The organism is Rhizobium atlanticum, assembly GCF_030182485.1.
GTDB lineage: Bacteria > Pseudomonadota > Alphaproteobacteria > Rhizobiales > Rhizobiaceae > Rhizobium.
Map to the genome: position 1 here is coordinate 179,947 of NZ_JAQJCJ010000008.1, position 21,263 is coordinate 201,209.

Consider the following 21,263-nt stretch of genomic DNA (forward strand, 5'->3'; position numbering starts at 1 on the left):
GGCCGGGTGGCGGCGCCCGGCTGAACCTCGATATTGGCCTTGCTGCTCGCCATGACAGACAGCTTCACGCAAGGCCCGACAAATACTCTCGAGTTTAACAGGTAAAACGAGGTTTTCAGATGAGCATTTTCGGCAGCATGAAGACGGCAGTGTCGGGCATGAACGCGCAGGCCAACCGCCTCAGCACCGTCTCCGACAACATCGCCAACGTGAACACCACCGGTTACAAGGCCGTATCGACGAGCTTCTCCTCGTTGGTTCTTCCCTCCTCGGGCGGCAACTACAATTCCGGCGGCGTTCAGACCTCCGTGCGCCAGGCCGTCTCCGATCAGGGTGATATTTCTTACACGACCTCCACCACCGATCTTGCGATTTCGGGCGACGGCTTCTTCATCGTCCAGGGTCCCGACGGCACCCCGGTCCTGACCCGAGCCGGCGACTTCCAGAAGGACGACGAAGGCAATCTCGTCAATGCCGCCGGCTTCCAGCTGATGGGTTATTCCTACGACTCCGGCGCTCCCGCCGTCGTAGTCAACGGCTTCGATGGCCTCGTTCCCGTCAACGTCAATCAGGAGGGGCTGACCGCGATCGCCTCGACATCGGGTGTCTTCAAGGGCAATCTCGATTCCGGCGCCAATATCGCTCCGGTCGCTCCGGCGACGCTGCCGAGCGCGAACGCCGCCACCACGACGGCCGACACCAAGAAGTTTTCGATGGTCGCCTACGACCATCTCGGCAACAAGGTGATGTACGACTTCTACTTCACCAAGACCTCGGTCGTGACACCGCCGCCGGCAACCGGCACGGCGAGCACTTGGGAGGTCGCGGTCTTCCGCAACGCCGATGCGGCGTCGGGCGGTACGACCTCCTTCCCTTACACCGGCGGCGCCGGCGCCGTTGTCGCCTCCGGAAACCTTACATTCGACCGCAACGGCAAGATGCTGACCGGCGGCGCCCTCACCATTGCCGATACGACGAATGCTCTATCGATCAACATGGATCTCTCCGGCTTCACGCAGCTGGGCGCCGCCTTTGCCGGCACCGGTACACCGAACGGCCAGGCGGCGAGCCCGGTCAAGGATGTCACGATCGATGGCGATGGCATCGTCTACGCCAAATACGAAGACGGCAGCACCAAGCCGCTCTATCGTATTCCGCTCGCCAATGTCGCAAGCCCGGACAAGCTGACGCTGATGAGCGGCAACGTCTACAGTGCCAATGGCCAGTCGGGCGTTACCGTCACCGGCTTCCCTCAAACCAACGGCCTCGGCACGATCAAGTCAGGCGCTCTGGAAGGTTCGAACGTCGATCTTGCCGGCGAACTGACCGAGATGATCGAAGCGCAACGCAGCTACACCGCCAATTCGAAAGTGTTCCAGACGGGGTCCGACATCATGGACGTCCTCGTCAACCTCAAGAGATAAGTAGGGTAACGGGTAAGCCATGTCGCTCACGTCCGCACTTAATACCGCGCAGAACATATTCAACAATACCGGCACGCAGAGCAGTGTCGTATCGAACAATATCTCGAATGCGGGCAATAAAGATTATGTGCGCCGGCAGGCGATGCTCACCACGTCTCTGAATGGCGCGCAGGTCGTCCAGATCAACCGGGCACAGGAAGACGCCCTGCTGCGCCAGTATCTGAAGACATCCTCTCAGGACAGCGCTCAGCAGACCCTGCTGGGCGGCCTCGAAGATCTCAAATCGATCATGGGTGGCAACGACTACGAAACCTCGCCGTCGACTTATCTCGGTGTTTTCCAACAGAAACTGCAGGCTTTCAGAACCTCGCCGGGCAGCACCGTCGCCGCTCAGGGGGCCATCACCGCCGCCCAGGACGTCGCCAACTCGCTGAACAATGCCTCGCAGTCCGTTCAGGACGTTCGCGCCAACGCCGACAAGGAAATCACCACCGCCGTCGATACGCTGAATACGCTCCTCGGCCAGTTCGAGAAGGCTAACAATGCGGTCAAGACCGCCACTGCCTCCGGTACGGATGCATCCGGCGCTCTCGATGAACGCGAAAAAGTTCTAAAGCAGATTTCGCAAATCGTCGGCGTCAGTGCGACGACGCGCGACAACAACGACATGGTGCTGAGCACGCCGGACGGAACGATCCTCTTCGAGACGATCCCGCGCAAGGTGACGTTCAAGTCCCAGGATATCTATACCGCCACCACGATCGGCAATTCTGTCTATATCGACGGTGTTGCGCTGCCGCTCGGCAAGGGTTCGACGACGACGGGGCAGGGAAGCCTCCAGTCGCTCCTGCAGATTCGCGACGAGATTGCCCCCAACTTCCAGAAGCAGCTCGACGAAATCGCCCGCGGCCTCGTCTCGCTCTTCAAGGAGCAGAACACTGCAGGGCCCCCGGCCTATGTGCCAGGCCTCTTCACCTGGAGCGGCGGCACGGTCGATACTGGCGCCACCGCGGTTGCCGGGATGGCGTCGACCATCACGGTCAGCACCCGCGTAATCACCTCGCAGGGCGGCGATCCGATGCGTCTGCGCGATGGTGGCGTCAACGCCGCCGGCGTCGTCCTGAACACGTCAGGCGTCAGCGGTTATACGGCTGAGCTCGACCGCCTTTATACGGCGATGACATCCGACATGGATTTCGACCCGGCAGCTGGAGCGCCGGTCGGCTTCGACGCCACGACGGGCATCGATTCCAATGTCAGCATCATGGAATATGCCACGAATTCCCTCGGCTGGCTCGAGCAGTACCGCAGCAACGCGACGACGGCGGCCGAAAACACTTCGGCGGCACTGTCGCGCTCCGACGAAGCCTATTCCAATGAGACCGGCGTCAACCTCGACGAGGAGTTGACGCTGCTCCTTGATATCGAGCAGTCCTACAAAGCGGCGACCAAGATTCTGAACGCCGTAGACGAAATGCTGAAGTCATTGCTGGATATTGCGAGTTAAGCCATGAAGAGCTCATTTATTTCAAGTTCGGCCATTCAGAATGCAATGCGGTTGACGATCCGTCAGGCGCAGAACCAGATGACGAAGGCGACGATGGAAGCGACGACGGGGGTCTATGCGGATATCGGCGTCTCGCTCGGCGGCAATGCAGCCAGAAGCGTAGATTTCACCCGCGAGACTGACAGAATCGATTCAATCAAATCAAGCAATTCGCTCGTCAGCGCACGCATGGAATCCTCGCAGCTCGGTCTTTCCAAGATGAAGGACGTCGGCGATGGCCTCGTTTCGAAGCTGACGGCGCTGCAGGGTAGCCACGATCCGGGCAGCATAACCGTCGCCATTCAGTCGGCCACCAGCGCACTTTCGACCATGATGGATACGGCCAACACCATGGTGAACGGGGAATATCTGTTCTCCGGCATCAACACGGACGTGCAGCCGCTGACCGACAAGACGACGGCCACGAGCGCCGCCATCGTTACTGCGCTCAACACTTATGCGGCCGGTCTCGTTCCGCCGAAAGCGGTCAGCGACCTCACCGGCGCTGAAATGGGGACCTTCATCACGTCGACGGTCGAGCCGATGTTCAGCGAAGCGAACTGGACGGCTGGGGGGACCGGCTGGTCGCAGGCGTCGAGTCAGAACATGACGAGCCGCATCAGCAACTCGGAAGTGATCGAATCTTCGACCAATGCCAATTCCGAAGGCATGCGTTATTTGGCGCTTGCTTCGGTCATGACCACCGCCCTGCTCGGCCAGAACCTCAGCACCGATGCAATGACGACGGTGTCCAAGCAGGCCATCAGCTACACGGCCAAGGCCACAAGCGGCCTCGTGACGCAGGCAAGTCAGCTTGGCCTCTCCCAGGAGCGCGTCAAGAAGTCCAATGACGCTCTCGACGCTCAGTCGAACATCATCAAGAACAAGCTGGTCGATCTCCAGGGCGTCGATCCCTACGAAGCCTCGACCCTCGTCAAGACTTTGGAAACGCAGCTTGAAACCGCTTACACGATCGTCTCGAAGATCCAGCAGTTGAGTCTCGTAAACTACCTTTGATGATCAAAGGCGCGCACAGAAGGATGCATGAATGTATCAGTTCTCATATGCCGAAGTCATGCAGGACTCGGTGGCCGACGCGAAAGAGCGGGAATGGCAGGTTCTTGACCGGTCCATAGAACTGCTGGCGTTGGCGCGCGACAAGGAAAAATACGGTCGGGAAGCCATCGAAGCCCTGTTTTATACGCGCCGGGTTTGGATCAGCTTTATCGAGGATCTGAAACATCCGGAAAACCAGCTGGATATCCAGCTCAGGGCTAACCTCATCTCGATTGCGATCTGGATATTGAAGGAATGCGACAGGATCAGAAAACGTCTGTCTAATAACTACCAGGGCATCATCGACGTTACCACCATCATCAGGGATGGACTTAAATGAAAAGTACACTTCGCATTTCTCTGAAGGCCGGAGAAAGAATCTTCATCAACGGCGCCGTCCTGCGTGTCGACCGCAAGGTCGCGCTGGAATTCCTGAACGATGTGACGTTCCTTCTCGAGAATCACGTCCTCCAGCCTGAAGGCGCAACGACGCCCCTGCGCCAGCTCTATTTCATCGCGCAGATGATCCTCATCAATCCCGAGGGCAAGGACCACTCGACGGCGATGTTCCGCAAGTCGATCACCATGCTGCTCACCTGCTTCAAGAACGAAGAGATCCTCGCTGAGCTGAAGCGGATCGATGCGCTTGTGTCGACCGGCCGCGCCTTCGACGCCTTGAAGGCGATCCGCGGTCTCTACGCGATCGAAGACAATATCCTCAACAATCACGAACTGCCGCCGACGATGGTCGAGCAAATTCGCAGGGAGATCGCACCATGGCGGTAGACGCAACGTCAAGCGTGACGAGTTCGACCACGACGAGCTCGAGCTCAACTCAGAGCAAGGCGACGCTGAACTACGACAACTTCCTTCAGCTGCTCATCGCGCAGATGAAGAACCAGGATCCGACCGATCCGATGGATGCAAGCGAACAGGTCGCTCAGCTTGCCACCTTCTCGCAGGTCGAGCAGACGATCCAGACCAACACCAAGCTGGATACGCTCCTGGCAAGCTCGAGCCTGACCCAGGCCAGCAGCTATGTCGGCAAATATATGGAAAGCGCCGACGGCACCGTCAAAGGCGTCATCGATTCCGTCAAGGTTTATTCCGACGGCATCATTGCGACGACGACGGATGGCGATAAGATACTCGTGCAGGCGGGAATCACTGTCGCCGACGAGGCGCCGAGCAGCAGCTCCTGACGCAAAGGGGTGTCAGCGCGCCTGACAATGCCGATCAATCGCAGCCCTGTCATACGGGGCTGCTTCGAGGCGATATGAGGTTGCCTTCAGATGAATGAAGCTGATGCATTGGATCTGTTCCAGGCCGCAATCTGGACGGTCCTGATTGCCTCCGGTCCGGCGGTTCTCGCTGCGATGGTGGTGGGTCTCGTCATCGCGCTGATCCAGGCGCTGACCCAGGTACAGGAAGCGACACTGACCTTCGTGCCGAAGATTGTCGCGGTGCTGGTCGTGGTCGGAATCACCGCCCCCTTCGTCGGCTCGCAGATCTCCATTTTCACCAATCTGGTCTTTTCGCGCATTCAGTCGGGTTTCTGAGCCACCTTCGCGCAAGCTTCGCCATTTAATTCTCGATCCGAATTGGGCGGACTCATGTCCGCCTCCTCTCATGAAGAGACGGAATCGTCATGGCGCAACCACCTGCACTCCCCCTTCCGAAAGTCGCCCCGAGCCTGCGCGATATCGGTTTTGCCCTCGGCATCATCGGCATCATCTGCATTCTCTTCCTGCCGATCCCGCCGTTCCTGATCGATATGGGGCTGGCCTTCTCGATTGCTTTCTCGGTGCTGATCCTGATGGTCGCGCTATGGATCCAGAAGCCGCTCGATTTCTCGTCTTTTCCGACCATTCTGCTGATCGCAACGATGACACGATTGGCGCTGAACATCGCGACGACCCGCGTCATCCTGTCCCACGGCAATGAAGGCCACGATGCGGCCGGCGGCGTCATTGCCGGTTTCGCCAGTCTCGTCATGTCCGGCGACTTCGTCATCGGTCTGATCGTCTTCCTGATCCTCATCACCATCAACTTCATCGTCATCACCAAGGGTGCCACGCGTATCGCCGAAGTCGGCGCGCGTTTCACCTTGGACGCCATCCCCGGCAAGCAGATGTCGATCGACGCCGATCTCTCGGCCGGCATCATCGACGAAAAGGAAGCCCAGCGCCGGCGCAGGGAGCTCGAAGAGGAGAGCTCCTTCTTCGGGGCGATGGATGGTGCGTCGAAATTCGTGCGCGGCGATGCCGTCGCCGGCCTCATCATCACCGCGATCAACGTCTTCGGCGGCATCATCATCGGCTATTTCCGCCATGGCATGCCGATTGGCGAAGCGGCCGACGTCTTCGTCAAGCTCTCCGTCGGCGACGGCCTCGTCTCGCAGATGCCGGCCCTCATCGTTTCGCTCGCAGCCGGCCTTCTCGTGTCACGCGGCGGTACGACCGGCTCCACGGACCAGGCTGTCGTCAACCAGCTGAGCGGCTATCCCCGCGCGCTCTCCGTCTCGGCCGTCTTGATGTTTGTTCTCGGCCTGATGCCGGGCCTGCCGACCATTCCCTTCACCGTCCTCGGCGGTCTTCTCGCCTTCGGCGCCTGGTTCATTCCGCGGCAGGTCGAGGCTGAAAACAAGCTTCGCCGCGAACAGGAGGAAAAGAAGGTCGTTCAGAGCAAGGAACTGGAGAAGGATTCGGTCAAGTCGGTGCTCCGCACCTCCGAGATCGAGCTCGCGCTCGGCAAGATGGTGTCGACCCGCCTGCTCGGCGCTCACCAGGAACTGGCGTTCCGCGTCGGCAAGATGCGCAAGAAGTTCGCCACCCAATACGGTTTCGTCGTGCCGGAAATCAAGGTCACGGACGACATCGCCATTCCCGAGAAGTCCTATCAGATCCGCATCCATGGCACGACGGTCGCATCCAACCTGCTGCGCGTAGGTGAAGTCCTGGTCGTCACCGGCGCCGGTCGCAAGCCGAGCATTCCCGGCGACGAAATCCGCGAACCCGCTTTCGGCATGCCGGCTGTCTCGATCCTCGAAAACTTCGCCGACGATCTGAAACGCGAAGGCTTCCAGCCGATCGACAACGTCTCCGTCGTGCTCACGCACATGAGCGAGGTCATCCGCAACAACCTGCCGCAACTTCTATCCTACAAGGACGTCAAGGTGCTGATCGACCGCCTCGACCCGGAATACAAGAAGCTTGCCGATGAGATCTGCTCGTCGCACATGTCCTATTCCGGCCTGCAGGCGGTGCTCAAGCTCCTGCTTGCCGAGCGCGTTTCGATCCGCAACCTGCATCTCATTCTCGAAGCGGTGGCCGAGCTTGCCCCGCATGTCAGGAAGACCGAGCAGATCGTCGAGCATGTCCGTATCCGCATGGCCCAGCAGCTCTGCGGCGATCTCGCCGATAATGGCGTCTTGCGTGTCTTGCGCCTCGGCAGCAAATGGGATCTCGCCTTCCACCAGGCGCTGAAGCGCGATGCCAAGGGCGAGGTAATCGAATTCGATATCGATCCGCGCAGCCTGGAGGAGTTCAGCGAGCAGGCCAGCAAAGTTATCCGTGAGTTCATGGATCGCGGCCTGCCGTTCGCCCTTGTCACGTCGCCGGAAACACGCTCCTATGTGCGCATGATCATCGAACGGCTGTTCGCCACGCTCCCGGTCCTTTCGCATGTCGAATTGGCCAAGGGCATCGAAATAAAGATTTTGGGCTCGATTTCATGATAACAGACCCGCAAGGGACGGTTCTCGCGCTGTTTCTGGTTTTCTGCCGGATCGGCGGCTGTGTGCTGGTTCTTCCGGGTTTTTCCTCGGTGCGCGTGCCTGAGCAGCTGCGCGTCTTCATTGCTCTCGCGCTGTCGATCGCCGTCATGCCGCTGCTCTGGGACACCGTTTATCCCGCTGTTCATACGGGATCCGCGACCTATATCGGCCTGATCTTCAGCGAATCACTGATCGGCGTGATGTACGGCATGCTGGCCAGACTCTATACGCTCGGCATGCAATTCGCTGCGACGATCCTCGCCATGATGGTCGGCTATACCCAACCGGGTTCGGCCGATGTCATCGAAGACACTCCCGAGACCAGCCTTTCCGCCTTCATCACCTTTGCCGGGATCATGATTCTCTTCATCATGGATTTCCATCACATCGTCTTCCGCGCCCTGATCGATTCCTACACGACCATGCCTTTCGGCGGCCTGGTGCAGATGCGCGCGACGCTGATCTCCTTCACCGACACGCTCGAGCAGACGACCTACATCATGCTGCGGCTGTCGAGCCCCTTTCTGATCTACGGCATGATCTTCAACGTCTCGATCGGCTTCATCAACAAGCTGGCGCCGCAGATCCCGGTCTATTTCATTTCCACGCCCTACCTCCTGATGGGCGGGCTCTTCCTTCTTTACATCTCGATTGCGGCGCTGGTCAGCCAGTTCGGCCAAGCCTTCAGTTCGATCTATATCGGGCGATGAGGCTGTCATGATCGAGAAGAGCCGCTCCCAGAAGCTCAAGCGTCTCCTGTCGGTGCAGCGGCATATCGAAAGGATGGCGGAAAACGATCTGGCCGAAACCAGCCGTCAACGCATCGAGGTCAATGCGGCGATGGACGATGTCATCGTCGCGCTTGGCTCGATGGATCCCGTCCACCACGCTTTCTCGCAGAATTATGCCGATCGATTCGGCCGGCTCACCATCAAGGATCAGCAGCTGACCGGCATGCAGCAGATCCACGAGATGCGGCTGTCGCGCGAGCGCGCCAAGGCCGATCGGCTCGAAGAGGGCATGAAAGAGGCCTTGGACACTGAGCGCCGCGAGGCCGACGACAATGCCGTTTACGATGTAATCGATCAGCAATTCGCAACGCCAGCCTCCAGCAAGCTTCAAAAACCATAATCGTTGCGATCTTAATTCAGAGGATTGTAACGTGGCTATTTCGCCCCCCAGTGATCTGGTCCTGGACGTGGTCAAAGCTGCCGACCCCATGGAGGTTCAGGCAGCCCAGGAAAAATTGAAGGCAAACCGTGCGGCTTTTGCCGCGACGAGCCTCGCCGAGAACGGCAAGGGCTTCTCCAATACGGTCGACGTTCTCGATCACATCGGCCAGAAGAGCGGTCTCTCCAACATCCAGAACCGCACCAAGACCGAGGAGGTTCCGGAAAGCTACCGGAAGTTCGAGGCCCTGGTGCTGCAGAACTTCGTCAAGTCGATGCTGCCGAGCGAGAGCGAAGACGTTTACGGCAAGGGCGCGACCGGCGACATCTGGAAGGGCATGATGGCCGAGCAGCTCGGCAACACCATGGCCAAGGGCGATGGCATCGGCATCGCCAAGCAGATGTACAGCGAGCAGCTGCGCCGCCAGGAAGGCAAGATCGTCAACGCTTCGACCGATGATCGCGACCGCAACACAGCGCTCAGCATGATCGACGACTTCCAGCGCAGGACCTTCGGCACGCCGACCGCCGACTCCAAGACAGCAAGCGACACATGATCGAGGACACAATGGAAATAGTTTCGAACGAATACAGGATCAAATCCGTTCTCGGACGCCTCGAGATGATCATCGACAATGAGAACACCCGGATCGGCAACGATCCGCAATTTGATCTCAAGGTCTCCAACGCGCACAAGAGCCGTTGCCTCTACGAGCTGTCGATGCTTTTCCGCGATACCGATCCGGCCGAGCTTGCCGCTGCCCATCTCGATCAGCTGCACGGCCTGAAAAAGAAACTGGTTCTGAACGCCAGGCGTGTCGAGGCGCATCTCGAAGCGGTTCGTGCCGTGGCCGACCTCCTGAAGAATGCGGTTCAGGACGCCGACGCCGACGGCACCTATTCCCAGGAACAATTCGCCGCGCGTGGAAACTGATGGTCAAGCTCGTCCTTACCGGTATCTGGGTTTGCGCCATCACCTTGGCCTCGGTCTATTTTTCGGTGTACCTGGCGACGGCGCCGGCACCCGCAGCAACGGATTCCAAGCAGAGCGCGCTCGAACTGGTGAAGGGTGAAACGATCACTGTGCCGGTCATCGGCGACGGTGCGATCACCGGTTATTTTCTCGGCCGCATTTCCTTCATGATGAACAAGGACATGCTGAAGGGCGTGACCTTGCCGCTCACCGAGATGACGACCGACGAACTTTTCAGCCTGCTCGTCGGCAACAAGATGGTCGATCTTGCCCACATCAAATCTTTCAACCCGAAAGCCTTTCGCGAGGAGATCAGGAAGGGCATGAACGAGCGCCTCGGCGGCGAGTATGTCGCTGACGTGATGCTGGAGCAGCTCGATTATCTCTCCAAGGAAGAGGTCAAGGAAAATTCGGCCGGTCAACCGAAGAAGCTCGGCGCACCGGTCAAGATCGTCGAGGGCGCCCCAGCCGAGGAAGCATCGGCCCCCGCACATTGAAGCAACCGATCATCGATGCACAAACGGCGCCTTCGGGCGCCGTTTGTCGTTGGGCCGCCTTTGGTTAACAAACTACTTATGCGAGCATCAAAATCCAAGGAATTTTCCTAAGGGTTGTTTGAAACCGTCCTGCTATATCAGGTGGCACAGCTTGGCATGCGCCGTTTTCCGCGATCGGGGCGACGCCGTCCATGCGTGACGCGACCGGTTCTTTCGAGACCTCCGGGGTGCGGAAATATGGGCTTGTTTTCCGGGATTTCGGGCGCATGACGCACCCACGGCAGGAGGTAGGAATGAATTTGATTGCAAACTTCGCGGTGCTTGCGTCGCGGCGGACGATCTTCGATCTGCCGGTCTGCGATCTCGGCTGGGACGATGCCCTCGTTTTTATCAACGAGCTGGCGTCCATTCCCGTCGGCCAGACCGTGGTTTGCTTCGTCAACGCCCATAACATGCTGACGGCGCTGCGCGACGATGAATATTACCGGATCATGTCGCACAACTTGGTGCTGCCGGATGGTATCGGCCTCAATATAGCATCGCAGATCGCCCATGGTGGGCCATTTCCCGCCAATCTGAACGGCACCGACTTCGTGCCGGCCCTGCTCACCTTCATGGAGACCCCGCGCCGCATCGGTCTCATCGGAGGCAAGCGCTCGGTCGTCGAGGCGGCGGCGGAAAATTTCCGCAAGCACACGCCCTGGCATGAGTTTGTGGTTATTTCCGATGGATTTTTCGACAAGGTCGACTCCACGGATGTCATCGAGGAGGTCGAGCGCCAGAAACTCGATATTCTGATCGTCGGCATGGGGACGCCGCTGCAGGAGAAATGGGTTCATGACAATATCCGTGCCGACCATGCGCGCCTGGTGCTGACGGTGGGCGCGCTCTTCGACTTCGTCTCCGGCGCCGTGCCGCGGGCGCCGAAGACCGTACGGATGATGCGTCTGGAATGGGCCTATCGCCTGATACAGGAGCCCGCGCGCCTGTGGCGGCGCTACATCGTCGGCATTCCGGTCTTCCTCTTTCATGTCCTGCGCTACCGCTTCCGCCGGCGCGAAAGAATGCTCAGCCATCCGGAAGAGGCCCGCAACGTCGTGCAGCCGGCGGCCGATCGCAAGAAGGCGAGCTGAGCCTGCAGTGTCCGCGCGTTTGACGCGCAGCAGCGCTATCGAGAATCGGACCGCAATTCTTGCCGGCTGCGGTTAACCATTTCTTTGCCATGAATATTTAGAGTGACTTAATCATCTGCTTCGCATGCGGATGAGTAAACTCGGCCATCATGTGCATGAGATGTGGCGCAAATGTACGATAGCAGGGCCAGAAGTAGTTTTCTCGATCACGCAGCCGCAAGGCCGCGCGCCCATGACGATCCCTATCGGCCGCCCCGATCAAACGGACCGGATATCGCCCCGCCCGAAGCCGACCTGCTGCGCGCCATCGGCCGTGTGCTGGAAGAGCAGCGCATGAGGGCGGCGCCCGAGGCGCCGCTCGTCGACCGCATCGAAACAATTCTCGGCAACCGCCTCCGGGCTGCCAACGATGTCGGCCATCGTCTTCCGCCGGAACCAGCGCGATATGAGGAGCCGGTGGCTTCCGCCGGAGAGCCGGCGATTTCGGTCGAACCGCTTGCCGCAATTCATCAGGAAACGCTCGAGCCCCGCCCGGCAGCACTGCATCGCCGCGCGGACAGGGCCGGCCTTGCGGTAACGGTCGCCGCCGCAACGATTCTGGGCGCCGGCCTGCCGATGCTGATGCCGGCTGCGCCCGTCCTCTACCGCGCCGAAACGACACTTGCTGTGAGAACGGATGCCGCAAGCCGCGCCGCTTTCACGCAGGCTGCGGCGAAGGGACTGCTGTCGGCGCGCGTGGCTGCGTCGACGGTCGCCACCCTGAAGCTCGATCACGATCCCGAATTCGTCGGCACGGGAGCCAATGCGTTCGCCGTTGCGCTCGATCTTCTCTCGGCGACCGGTGCTGCCGCCGATCCGGCCTCGCGCGCCGAGGTCGCGCTGAGACGTGCAGTCGAGATTGTGCCCGATGCCGCCGCCGGCACGATCCGGGTGCGGGTGACGACCGGCGACGGCGCCAAATCCACCCGCATCGCCGCAAGGCTTGCCGAGGCAGCGGGCGGCGACGCACGCGGCGGCAACGCCGAAACCGACGCGGTTTTACGCAAGGCCTATGACGAGGCTCAGGCGGAGCTTGCCGCCTTCACGGCAAAGAGCGGCGAAGGCAACGTCAAGGTGGCGATCGATCTTCGCCGCCAGATCGACCGGCTCGATGCCGATCTGAAAGAGGCAGACCAGAACATTCTCGCGGCCAAGGCGCAGGCCGACCGGCTGAAGGCGGCGAAGCTTGCCGGCGTGCTGGACGGTTCGTTGCCCTCCGACATGCTCTCGCCGGCGATGCAGGACTGGCGCGACAAATATGCGGTCGCCAGGACGACGCTTGCGCAGCTTTCGGCTGAGCTTGGCCCGCGTCATCCGCGCCTGTTGCAACAGCAGGCCGAAACCGACGGCCTCAAGGAGAACATGGGCAGGGAGCTTGCCCGGCTCACACAGGTCGCCAATGCCGCCGCCAAGGCTGCGGTCGATGCACGCAAGGGCCTGAACGACCGCCGCAACACGCTGATCGCCCAGAGCCGGGATACCGGCGTCGATCTGTCGCGGCTGACCGAACTGCGAGAGAAGGCGAATGCCGCCCGCTCGCGCCTGGATGATGCGACGTCCGCATCGGCGACAGCCGGCGACGGCCATATCACCGTTTTGAAACCACCGCTGACATCGGCGATATCGGCAAAGAGTGGTCTGACCGGCCGCGCTCTGGCCGGCGCCGCCACGGGCCTGGCAATAGGCCTTGCCCTGGCTTTCCTGCTGTCCTTGCGCAAATCCGTCGCGTCTCCGGCAACGGAGTTGCCGGCATCTCCGCCCGTTGCTTCTCCGCCGCCATTGCCCGTGCCAGCCCCGGCGGCGGTCGACGAGATCGCGCAGCTGCGCTCCGAAATCTCAGGCCTGCGGGACCGGCTTCGGGTTCATGTGATGGAAACGCGGCAACCGCGGCGCTGAAGCACCCATTTCCTTGCAAATTTGATATTGCCTTGCCGCTTTCCGACAGGATAGGGCGTTAGCGGGCATTTGACGCTCGTCAACTATTCCTAGATTGACGCAAAACAGGGCGGAGAGACGCGTGACGACAGTAATCGACGGCAAGAACGTAGCTGCATCGGTAATTCAGACGGTCAAGAGTGCGACGGCAGCGCTGGAAAAGATGAGCGGCGTCACGACAGGCCTTGCGGTCATCATCGTCGGCGACGATCCGGCAAGCCATGCCTATGTCGGCTCCAAGAGCCGCATGGCCAAGGAATGCGGCTTCAAGTCCGTTCAGCACACGCTGCCGGCTGAGACGACACAGGAGGAGCTGGCAGGCCTCGTCGCCGCCCTCAATGCCGATCCATCGATCCACGGCATCCTGGTGCAGTTGCCCTTGCCGAAGCCGCTCGACAGTGAGCCGATCATCCAGTCGATCCTTCCGGAAAAGGATGTCGATGGCCTCAGCGTCGTCAATGCCGGCAAGCTCGCCACCGGCGACCTGAAGACCGGGCTGGTCTCCTGCACGCCGGCCGGCGCCATGGTCTTCGTCCGCCGCACCCATGGCGAGGATCTCTCCGGGCTCAATGCCGTCGTCATCGGCCGTTCCAACCTGTTCGGCAAGCCGATGGCGCAATTGCTGCTCAACGCCAATGCGACGGTGACGATCGCTCACTCCAGGACCAAAAATCTCGCCGAGGTCTGCCGCAATGCCGATATCTTGGTCGCCGCCGTCGGCCGGCCGGAAATGGTCAGGGCCGACTGGGTCAAGCCCGGTGCGACGGTGATCGACGTCGGCATCAACCGTGTGGCGGCCCCCGAAAGAGGCGAGGGCAAGACCCGGCTCGTCGGCGACGTTGCCTTCGGCGAAGTCTCCGAGATCGCCAGCACCATCACTCCCGTTCCAGGCGGTGTCGGTCCGATGACCATCGCCATGCTGATGGCCAATACTGTCATCGCCGCCCACCGGGCCGCAGGGCAGACGCCGCCGCAGTTCTGATTAAGCCTGCCGCGGGGCAGGGCCGGTCGAGGCCCTGACGATCAGTTCGGTTTTCCAGAGCTCCTGTTCGGGAAAGGGGCCGGCCTGTTTCACCGTGCCGATCAGCCGCTGCGCGATGCGCACACCCGCCGCCCGGAGCGAGGAGCGTGTCGTCGTCAGCGGCACCGAAAAGCTCTCGGGTTTCAACAGCGGCAGCACGTCGTCATGGGCGATCAGCGAAATGTCTTCGCCGAGCCGCAATCCGGCCTGGTTCACTGCGCGGATCGCCCCGAGCGCCAGTACCGTGCTGGAGCAGAGGATTGCCGTCGGGCGGTTCGGCAGCTGCAGGAAGCGCTCCATCGAAAGCAGGCCCTGCTCATCGGTCATCAACGCATGGCTGATGCAATCCTCGTCGAGAGTGAGCCCGCGCTCGGCAAGAGCGGCTGTCACGCCATTCCTCCTGCGAATCGCGAAATCCAGATGCATTGGCCCGTTCATCAGCGCAAAGCGCGTATGACCGAGCTGCAGCAGGAGCCGCGTCGCATCGTAGAAGGCGCCCTCATTATCGATGTCGAGGTAGGGATAGTCCGGATCCGTCCCGAAGGAGCGGCCATGCACGACATAGGGCATGGAGAGGGATTTCAGCATGGGAAGCCGCGGGTCGTGGCCGCGCATATAGGCGACGAACAGCGCGTCGACATTGCCGCTGATCGCAAGGCGCCGGAGCGCCGCCACCTCGTCGTCCGGGTCGGATGGCATGATGACGAAGTGAAAATCGTGGCGCACGGCCTCCTCGCCGAGTCCAGCCAGAAATTCGCCGAAATGCACGTCGGACTGATGGCCCGGCGCCGTCGGCATGACGAGGCCGATCGAGCCCGCCTTGCCGGTCGCAAGCCGCTGGGCAGCCTTGTTCGGCCGGTATCCGGTTTCTTTGACGGCCTGGAGCACGCGCTCCCGGGTCGCTTCGTTGACCTCGGGATAGCCGTTGAGGGCTCGGCTCACTGTCGTCTGCGAAAGCCCCAGCAATTCCGATAGCTGTTTGAGATTCACCTGCTATGCTTCCTCCCGGCCCGCTTGGCGCCTCCACAGGCAAGCCGCCTCCCAGCGACATCCAAAGCGCTTTCAATTATGTATTCATTTGGCGCGCTTGACTCAAGGAAAATCGCTCCATATTGCCCAAGAGAAACCCGTGGACGGCGCCATTCCGCATGTCTGCGGCGGCTTTTCGCGAAATGACTTGACTTCGCTCCACCGAAAGTGGAATGAGTTGGGTGCCAAAGCGCTTTGAAAATTTCCGTTGAAGAAGTTTGGCGCTGTTGAGTTTGTGATGGGAGGTTGATCACATGAAAAAGTCATTTTTGATGAGCGTTGCCGTGGCGGCGCTTTTTGCCGGTGCTGCGTCCGCGGCCGATCTGAAGTTTGCGCCGGGACAAGATGCCAAGTTCAACTGGAAGAGCTATGACGAATTCAAGGCCGCTCATGCCGACCTGAAGGGGCAGCCGCTGACGATCTTCGGCCCGTGGCGCGGTGAGGACGAGGCGTTCTTCCGGAGCGTTCTCGCCTATTTCACCGAAGCGACCGGAATCGACGTCAAATATTCCTCTTCCGAAAACTACGAACAACAGATCGTCATCGACACGCAGGCAGGCTCGCCGCCGAACATCGCTGTTCTGCCGCAGCCGGGGCTGCTGGCCGATCTCGCCGGCAAGGGCTTCCTGACGCCGCTCGGCGACGACAATTCCAAGTGGATCAAGGACAATTACGGCGCCGGCGACAGCTGGGTCGGTTATGGCACCTACAAGGGCAAGGACGGCAAGGAAGCCTTCTATGCCTTCCCTTATAAGGCCGACGTCAAGTCGCTCGTCTGGTACGTGCCGGAGAATTTCGAGGAAGCCGGCTATAAGATCCCGACGACCATGGAAGAGCTCCATGCCCTGACCGACCAGATCGTCAAGGATGGCGGCGTTCCCTGGTGCATCGGTCTCGGTTCCGGCGGCGCGACCGGCTGGCCGGCGACCGATTGGGTCGAGGACATCATGCTGCGCATGCAGCCGCCGGAAGCCTACGACAAGTGGACGACCAACGAGCTGAAGTTCACCGATCCGGCCGTAATTGCCGCGATCGATGAATTCGGCAAGTTCGCCAAAAACGAGAAATATGTAAACGGTGGTGTCGCAGCCGTGGCTTCGACCGATTTCCGCGACAGCCCGAAGGGCCTCTTCACCGTTCCGCCGAAGTGCTACCTGCACCATCAGGCCTCGTTCATACCCTCCTTCTTCCCTGAGGGCACGAAGCTCGGACAGGACGCCGACTTCTTCTATATGCCGACCTATGCTTCGCATCCCGAGCTCGGCAAGCCGGTGCTCGGCGCCGGTACGCTCGTCTCGATCACCAAGGACTCGAAAACGGCCCGCGCCTTCATCGATTTCCTGAAGACCCCGATCGCACACGAGGTCTGGATGGCGCAGTCGAGCTTCCTGACACCCTACAAGGGCGTCAGCACGGAGGCCTATGCCAATCCGCAGATGAAGAAGGAAGGCGAGATCCTGACGTCGGCCACCACCTTCCGCTTTGACGGTTCCGACCTGATGCCGGGCAAGATCGGCGCAGGCGCCTTCTGGACGGGCATGGTCGATTTCGTCGGCGGCAAGACTGCCGAAGAGGCGGCCGGCGAAATCCAGAGCGCCTGGGACGGCATCAAATAATCGTTAATACGATGCCGCCGGTTTGCCGGCGGCATGGCCTGCGTGACTGGCCGGGTTCTCAAAGAGCCCGGCCTTCGCGGGATATATTGTGACTGGGCAATCAAACAGATTGACGGTGGCCGGCCTTGATCCGTCGGAATAAAATCCGGTCGGAATGAAATCAGGGGAAGCAGGGGAGGGCGAAATGCTGTTGCAGATAGTGTCCGCGTTGGGCGTCGTGGTCGTGGCCGTTGTCGCGTGCTCGGCCTATTTCTATTTTTCGAACAAGATTCTGGATCTGGCTCTGCCGGTTAAGGATGGCGACATCCGCGCCGCATCGCGCAACCTCAACCGGCGCGCACTGATCCGGCCGTGGTTGTTCATCGGGCCGGCGCTGTTCCTGCTTTTCGTCTACCTCGTTTATCCCGTCGTCGCGACCTTCATCCTCTCCTTCTACGACCGCACCGGTCTGCAGTTCGTCGGCCTTGCCAACTACAAATGGGCGATTGGGGACCGCGAATTCCGCCAGTCGATCTTCAACAACATCCTCTGGCTTGCCGTCGTGCCGGCCGCCTGCACCTTCTTCGGCCTTGTCATCGCCGTGATGACCGACCGCATCTGGTGGGGCAATATCGCCAAGAGCATCGTCTTCATGCCGATGGCGATCTCTTTCGTTGGCGCATCGGTCATCTGGAAATTCATCTATGAATATCGCGGCGGTAACGACGTCCAGATCGGCTTGCTGAACGCCATCGTCCAGCTTTTCGGCGGCACGCCGGAAGTCTGGATCTCGGTTCCTTTCTGGAACAATTTCTTCCTGATGATCATCCTGATCTGGATCCAGACCGGTTTCGCCATGGTCATCCTTTCGGCGGCGCTACGCGGCATCCCGGAAGAGACGATCGAGGCCGCCGTCATCGACGGCGCCAATGGCTGGCAGATCTTCTGGCGCATTATGGTGCCGCAGGTCTGGGGCATCATCGCCGTGGTTTGGACGACGATCACCATCCTCGTCCTCAAGGTCTTCGACATCGTGCTGACCATGACGAACGGCCAGTGGCAGACAATGGTGCTGGCGAACCTGATGTTCGACTGGATGTTCCGCGGCGGCGGCGATTCCGGCCGAAGCGCCGTCATCGCCATCATCATCATGCTTGCCGTCACGCCGATCATGATTTGGAACGTGCGCCGTGCTAACCGCGAACTGAAGGGCCATTGAGATGACCGCTGTCGGAAGCTACTTCAAGATCGGTCCCGCCCGTCTCTTCGTTCACCTTGCCGTTCTGCTGATCGTCATCATCTGGCTGATCCCGACGCTCGGCATCTTCGTCAGCGCGCTGCGCGACAAGGACCAGATCGTCGTCTCCGGATGGTGGACGGCCTTTGGCGGCTCGACGCAGACCGTCGCCGTCCGCCTGGGCACGCCCGATCAGCAAAAGCAGGAAGGCGCCACTTACGTCATTTCAGGCAATGTGCTGGAAGGGCAGACCGGCCGCTCGGTAAAAGCCTTCGGCAACCGCGTGCAGCAGCCGGCCGCTTTCGAAGCCGGCGAGACCGCCGATCTCGGTGATGGCGAAATGCTGCAGATCAACAGCGACGGCAGCTATCGCTATACGAAGAACACGGCCTTTTCACCTGACGAGCGGCCGCGGCGCATCTACGTGTCCGTCTCGGCGCCGCCGCAATTCACGCTGCAGAACTATAAAACGGTTCTGACCGGCGAAGGCATCGGCCAGTCCTTTATCAATTCGCTGACGGTGACGATCCCGGCGACGATCATCCCGATCCTGATTGCCGCTTTTGCCGCCTATGCCCTGAGCTGGATGGAGTTTCCCGGCCGCGCGCTGCTGATTGCCCTCGTCGTCGGCCTCATCGTCGTGCCGCTGCAGATGTCGCTGATTCCGCTGCTTCGCCTCTACAACGAGATCGGCAATATGCTCGGCCAGCCGTCGAAGACCTATCCCGGTATCTGGTTCGCGCACACCGCCTTCGGCATGCCGCTCGCCATCTTTCTCCTGCGGGCCTATATTGCCGGCCTGCCGAAGGAGATCATCGAATCCGCCCGCGTAGACGGCGCGAGCGACTTCGAGATTTTCACCCGTATCGTTTTGCCCTTGTCCTTCCCGGCACTCGCCTCCTTCGCCATCTTCCAGTTCCTGTGGGTATGGAACGACCTGCTCGTCGCCATGGTCTTCCTCGGCACCGATCAGGATCACCTCGTGCTGACCGGCAGGCTGAACGCGCTGCTCGGCTCGCGCGGCGGCAATTGGGAGATTTTGACGGCGTCGGCCTTCGTCACTATCGTCGTGCCGCTGCTCGTCTTCTTCGGACTGCAGCGTTATCTAGTGCGTGGTCTGCTGGCGGGTTCGGTCAAGGGCGGCTGACAATCCCCCGAAATGTGACGAACAGGATATCTTATGAATGTGGCTTCCCAATCGATCTTGACCGCCGACAAGGACTGGTGGCGCGGCGCGGTGATCTATCAGATCTATCCGCGCTCCTACCAGGATTCGAACGGCGACGGTATCGGCGATCTGAAGGGCATCACCGCCCGCCTGCCGCATGTGGCGAGCCTCGGCGTCGACGCGATCTGGATCTCGCCCTTCTTCACCTCGCCGATGCGCGATTTCGGTTACGACGTTTCCGATTACGAGAATGTCGATTCGATCTTCGGCACGCTGGTGGATTTCGACACGATGATATCAGAGGCCCATCGCCTCGGAATCCGCGTGATGATCGACCTCGTCATCTCCCACAGCTCGGACCAGCACCCCTGGTTCGTGCAGAGCCGTTCCAGCAAGACCAATGCCAAGGCTGATTGGTATGTCTGGGCCGACGCAAAACCCGATGGCTCGCCGCCGAATAACTGGCTGTCGATCTTCGGCGGCTCCGCATGGGCGTGGGACCCGACGCGCATGCAGTATTACCTGCACAATTTCCTGACCTCGCAGCCGGATATGAACCTGCATAACCCGGAAGTGCAGGATCGTCTGCTCGATGTCGTGCGCTTCTGGCTCAATCGCGGCGTCGACGGTTTCCGCCTCGATACCATCAATTTCTATTTCCACGACCCGCTCTTGCGCGACAATCCGGCGCTTGCGCCCGAGCGGCGCAACGCCTCGACGGCGCCGGCGGTCAATCCCTATAACTTCCAGGAGCATATCTACGACAAGAACCGGCCGGAGAACCTTGCCTTCCTGAAGCGTTTCCGCGCCGTGCTCGAAGAGTTCCCGGCAATCGCCGCCGTCGGCGAGGTGGGTGACAGCCAGCGCGGCCTCGAAATCGTAGGCGAATATACCTCCGGCAATGACAAGATGCACATGTGTTATGCCTTCGAGTTCCTGGCGCCCGATCCACTGACGCCGGAGCGCGTCGAGGAGGTGATGGAGGATTTCGAAGCTGCCGCACCCGATGGCTGGGCCTGCTGGGCCTTCTCCAATCATGACGTCATGCGTCACGTCAGCCGCTGGGGCGGGCTGGTCGCCGATCACGACGCCTTCGCCAAACTCTATGCCTCGCTGCTCTTGACGCTGCGCGGCTCCGTCTGCCTCTACCAGGGCGAGGAACTGGCGCTGACGGAAGCCGATCTCGCCTATCAGGATCTGCAGGATCCTTATGGCATTCAGTTCTGGCCTGAGTTCAAGGGCCGCGACGGCTGCCGCACGCCGATGGTCTGGGACAGCCACGTCGCCCAGGGCGGTTTTTCAACCGTCAAGCCCTGGCTGCCGGTGCCGGTCGAGCACATCCTGCGCGCGGTCAACGTCCAGCAGGGCGATGAGACTTCGGTGCTGGAGCACTATCGCCGCTTCATTGCCTTTCGCAAGTTGCATCCGGCCTTTGCCAAGGGTGAAATCGAATTCGAGGAGGCGCAGGGCGACAGCCTGGTCTTCACCCGCGAATACGGCGATGAAAAGCTGCTCTGCATTTTCAACATGAGCCCGGCCGAGACCGGCGTCACTCTGCCTGCGGGAGAATGGCAGGCATTGACGGGCCATGGCTTTACCAGCAACAACTATGGCGACAAGATCGATATTCCGGCCTGGGGGGCGTATTTCGCCCGTCTCGCCTAAG

21 protein-coding genes are annotated in these 21,263 nt (G+C 60.5%); 20 read left to right on the forward strand and 1 reads right to left on the reverse strand.

The features are described 5' to 3' along the window. Positions 1-119 precede the first annotated feature (119 nt). The 16 genes from PH551_RS14110 to folD all read left to right on the forward strand — a co-directional run bounded on the left by PH551_RS14110 (position 120) and on the right by folD (position 14,529). Positions 120-1,424 carry a flagellar hook protein FlgE gene (locus tag PH551_RS14110; protein WP_085776971.1) on the forward strand — a complete coding sequence of 435 codons (1,305 nt, stop codon included), beginning with the start codon at positions 120-122 and terminating at the stop codon, positions 1,422-1,424. A 19-nt stretch (positions 1,425-1,443) separates the two neighbouring features. Next, complete coding sequence (gene flgK / locus PH551_RS14115; RefSeq protein WP_085776972.1) at positions 1,444-2,931, forward strand: flagellar hook-associated protein FlgK; 1,488 nt, start codon at positions 1,444-1,446, stop codon at positions 2,929-2,931. Positions 2,932-2,934: 3 nt separating this feature from the next. Next, positions 2,935-3,987: a flagellar hook-associated family protein gene (locus tag PH551_RS14120; protein WP_285193460.1), complete on the forward strand. Its 1,053-nt coding sequence runs from the start codon at positions 2,935-2,937 to the stop codon at positions 3,985-3,987. A 31-nt stretch (positions 3,988-4,018) separates the two neighbouring features. Then, positions 4,019-4,366, forward strand: coding sequence for a flagellar biosynthesis regulator FlaF (gene flaF, locus PH551_RS14125; RefSeq protein ID WP_064800698.1), 348 nt, complete (start codon positions 4,019-4,021; stop codon positions 4,364-4,366). Then, on the forward strand, positions 4,363-4,812 hold the full coding sequence (flbT, locus tag PH551_RS14130; protein WP_012482697.1) for a flagellar biosynthesis repressor FlbT: 450 nt from the start codon (positions 4,363-4,365) through the stop codon (positions 4,810-4,812). Before flaF ends, flbT begins: the two co-directional genes overlap by 4 nt. After that, positions 4,803-5,228, forward strand: coding sequence for a flagellar hook assembly protein FlgD (gene flgD / locus PH551_RS14135; RefSeq protein ID WP_085776974.1), 426 nt, complete (start codon positions 4,803-4,805; stop codon positions 5,226-5,228). Before flbT ends, flgD begins: the two co-directional genes overlap by 10 nt. A gap of 90 nt (positions 5,229-5,318) precedes the next feature. Beyond that, the gene (fliQ, locus tag PH551_RS14140) at positions 5,319-5,585 is read left to right on the forward strand and encodes a flagellar biosynthesis protein FliQ (RefSeq protein WP_011424049.1); all 267 of its coding nucleotides are present in this window, start codon (positions 5,319-5,321) and stop codon (positions 5,583-5,585) included. Between the two features lie 89 nt (positions 5,586-5,674). Next, on the forward strand, positions 5,675-7,762 hold the full coding sequence (flhA, locus tag PH551_RS14145) for a flagellar biosynthesis protein FlhA (RefSeq protein WP_085776975.1): 2,088 nt from the start codon (positions 5,675-5,677) through the stop codon (positions 7,760-7,762). Then, positions 7,759-8,511 carry a flagellar biosynthetic protein FliR gene (gene fliR / locus PH551_RS14150; RefSeq protein ID WP_285193461.1) on the forward strand — a complete coding sequence of 251 codons (753 nt, stop codon included), beginning with the start codon at positions 7,759-7,761 and terminating at the stop codon, positions 8,509-8,511. Before flhA ends, fliR begins: the two co-directional genes overlap by 4 nt. A gap of 7 nt (positions 8,512-8,518) precedes the next feature. Continuing rightward, complete coding sequence (locus PH551_RS14155; protein ID WP_085776977.1) at positions 8,519-8,932, forward strand: hypothetical protein; 414 nt, start codon at positions 8,519-8,521, stop codon at positions 8,930-8,932. 31 nt (positions 8,933-8,963) lie between these two features. Then, positions 8,964-9,527 (forward strand): rod-binding protein, encoded by a 564-nt coding sequence (locus PH551_RS14160; RefSeq protein ID WP_285193462.1) that lies wholly within the window; start codon positions 8,964-8,966, stop codon positions 9,525-9,527. Between the two features lie 11 nt (positions 9,528-9,538). After that, complete coding sequence (locus PH551_RS14165; protein WP_003556590.1) at positions 9,539-9,904, forward strand: hypothetical protein; 366 nt, start codon at positions 9,539-9,541, stop codon at positions 9,902-9,904. Next, complete coding sequence (locus PH551_RS14170; protein WP_085776979.1) at positions 9,904-10,440, forward strand: hypothetical protein; 537 nt, start codon at positions 9,904-9,906, stop codon at positions 10,438-10,440. The genes PH551_RS14165 and PH551_RS14170 overlap by 1 nt, the downstream gene beginning before the upstream one ends. Before the next feature lie 293 nt (positions 10,441-10,733). Next, entirely contained in the window at positions 10,734-11,573 is an 840-nt protein-coding gene (locus tag PH551_RS14175) for a WecB/TagA/CpsF family glycosyltransferase (RefSeq protein ID WP_183702705.1), read from the forward strand. A 171-nt stretch (positions 11,574-11,744) separates the two neighbouring features. Next, positions 11,745-13,508: a GumC domain-containing protein gene (locus PH551_RS14180; protein WP_285193463.1), complete on the forward strand. Its 1,764-nt coding sequence runs from the start codon at positions 11,745-11,747 to the stop codon at positions 13,506-13,508. Between the two features lie 121 nt (positions 13,509-13,629). Beyond that, entirely contained in the window at positions 13,630-14,529 is a 900-nt protein-coding gene (folD, locus tag PH551_RS14185; RefSeq protein ID WP_285193464.1) for a bifunctional methylenetetrahydrofolate dehydrogenase/methenyltetrahydrofolate cyclohydrolase FolD, read from the forward strand. Here folD and PH551_RS14190 read toward each other — a convergent pair whose 3' ends face one another. After that, positions 14,530-15,558, reverse strand: coding sequence for a LacI family DNA-binding transcriptional regulator (locus PH551_RS14190; protein WP_285193465.1), 1,029 nt, complete (start codon positions 15,556-15,558; stop codon positions 14,530-14,532). A 293-nt stretch (positions 15,559-15,851) separates the two neighbouring features. Here PH551_RS14190 and PH551_RS14195 point away from each other — a divergent pair, with 293 nt between their 5' ends. The 4 genes from PH551_RS14195 to bglA all read left to right on the forward strand — a co-directional run bounded on the left by PH551_RS14195 (position 15,852) and on the right by bglA (position 21,262). After that, on the forward strand, positions 15,852-17,213 hold the full coding sequence (locus PH551_RS14195) for an ABC transporter substrate-binding protein (protein ID WP_285193467.1): 1,362 nt from the start codon (positions 15,852-15,854) through the stop codon (positions 17,211-17,213). A gap of 184 nt (positions 17,214-17,397) precedes the next feature. Beyond that, a complete protein-coding gene (locus PH551_RS14200; RefSeq protein WP_285193468.1) occupies positions 17,398-18,411 on the forward strand; it encodes a carbohydrate ABC transporter permease in 1,014 nt (337 codons plus the stop codon). A 1-nt stretch (position 18,412) separates the two neighbouring features. Continuing rightward, the gene (locus PH551_RS14205) at positions 18,413-19,576 is read left to right on the forward strand and encodes a carbohydrate ABC transporter permease (RefSeq protein ID WP_285193469.1); all 1,164 of its coding nucleotides are present in this window, start codon (positions 18,413-18,415) and stop codon (positions 19,574-19,576) included. Positions 19,577-19,609: 33 nt separating this feature from the next. Beyond that, positions 19,610-21,262 (forward strand): beta-galactosidase BglA, encoded by a 1,653-nt coding sequence (gene bglA / locus PH551_RS14210; protein ID WP_085776987.1) that lies wholly within the window; start codon positions 19,610-19,612, stop codon positions 21,260-21,262. Position 21,263 lies beyond the last annotated feature (1 nt).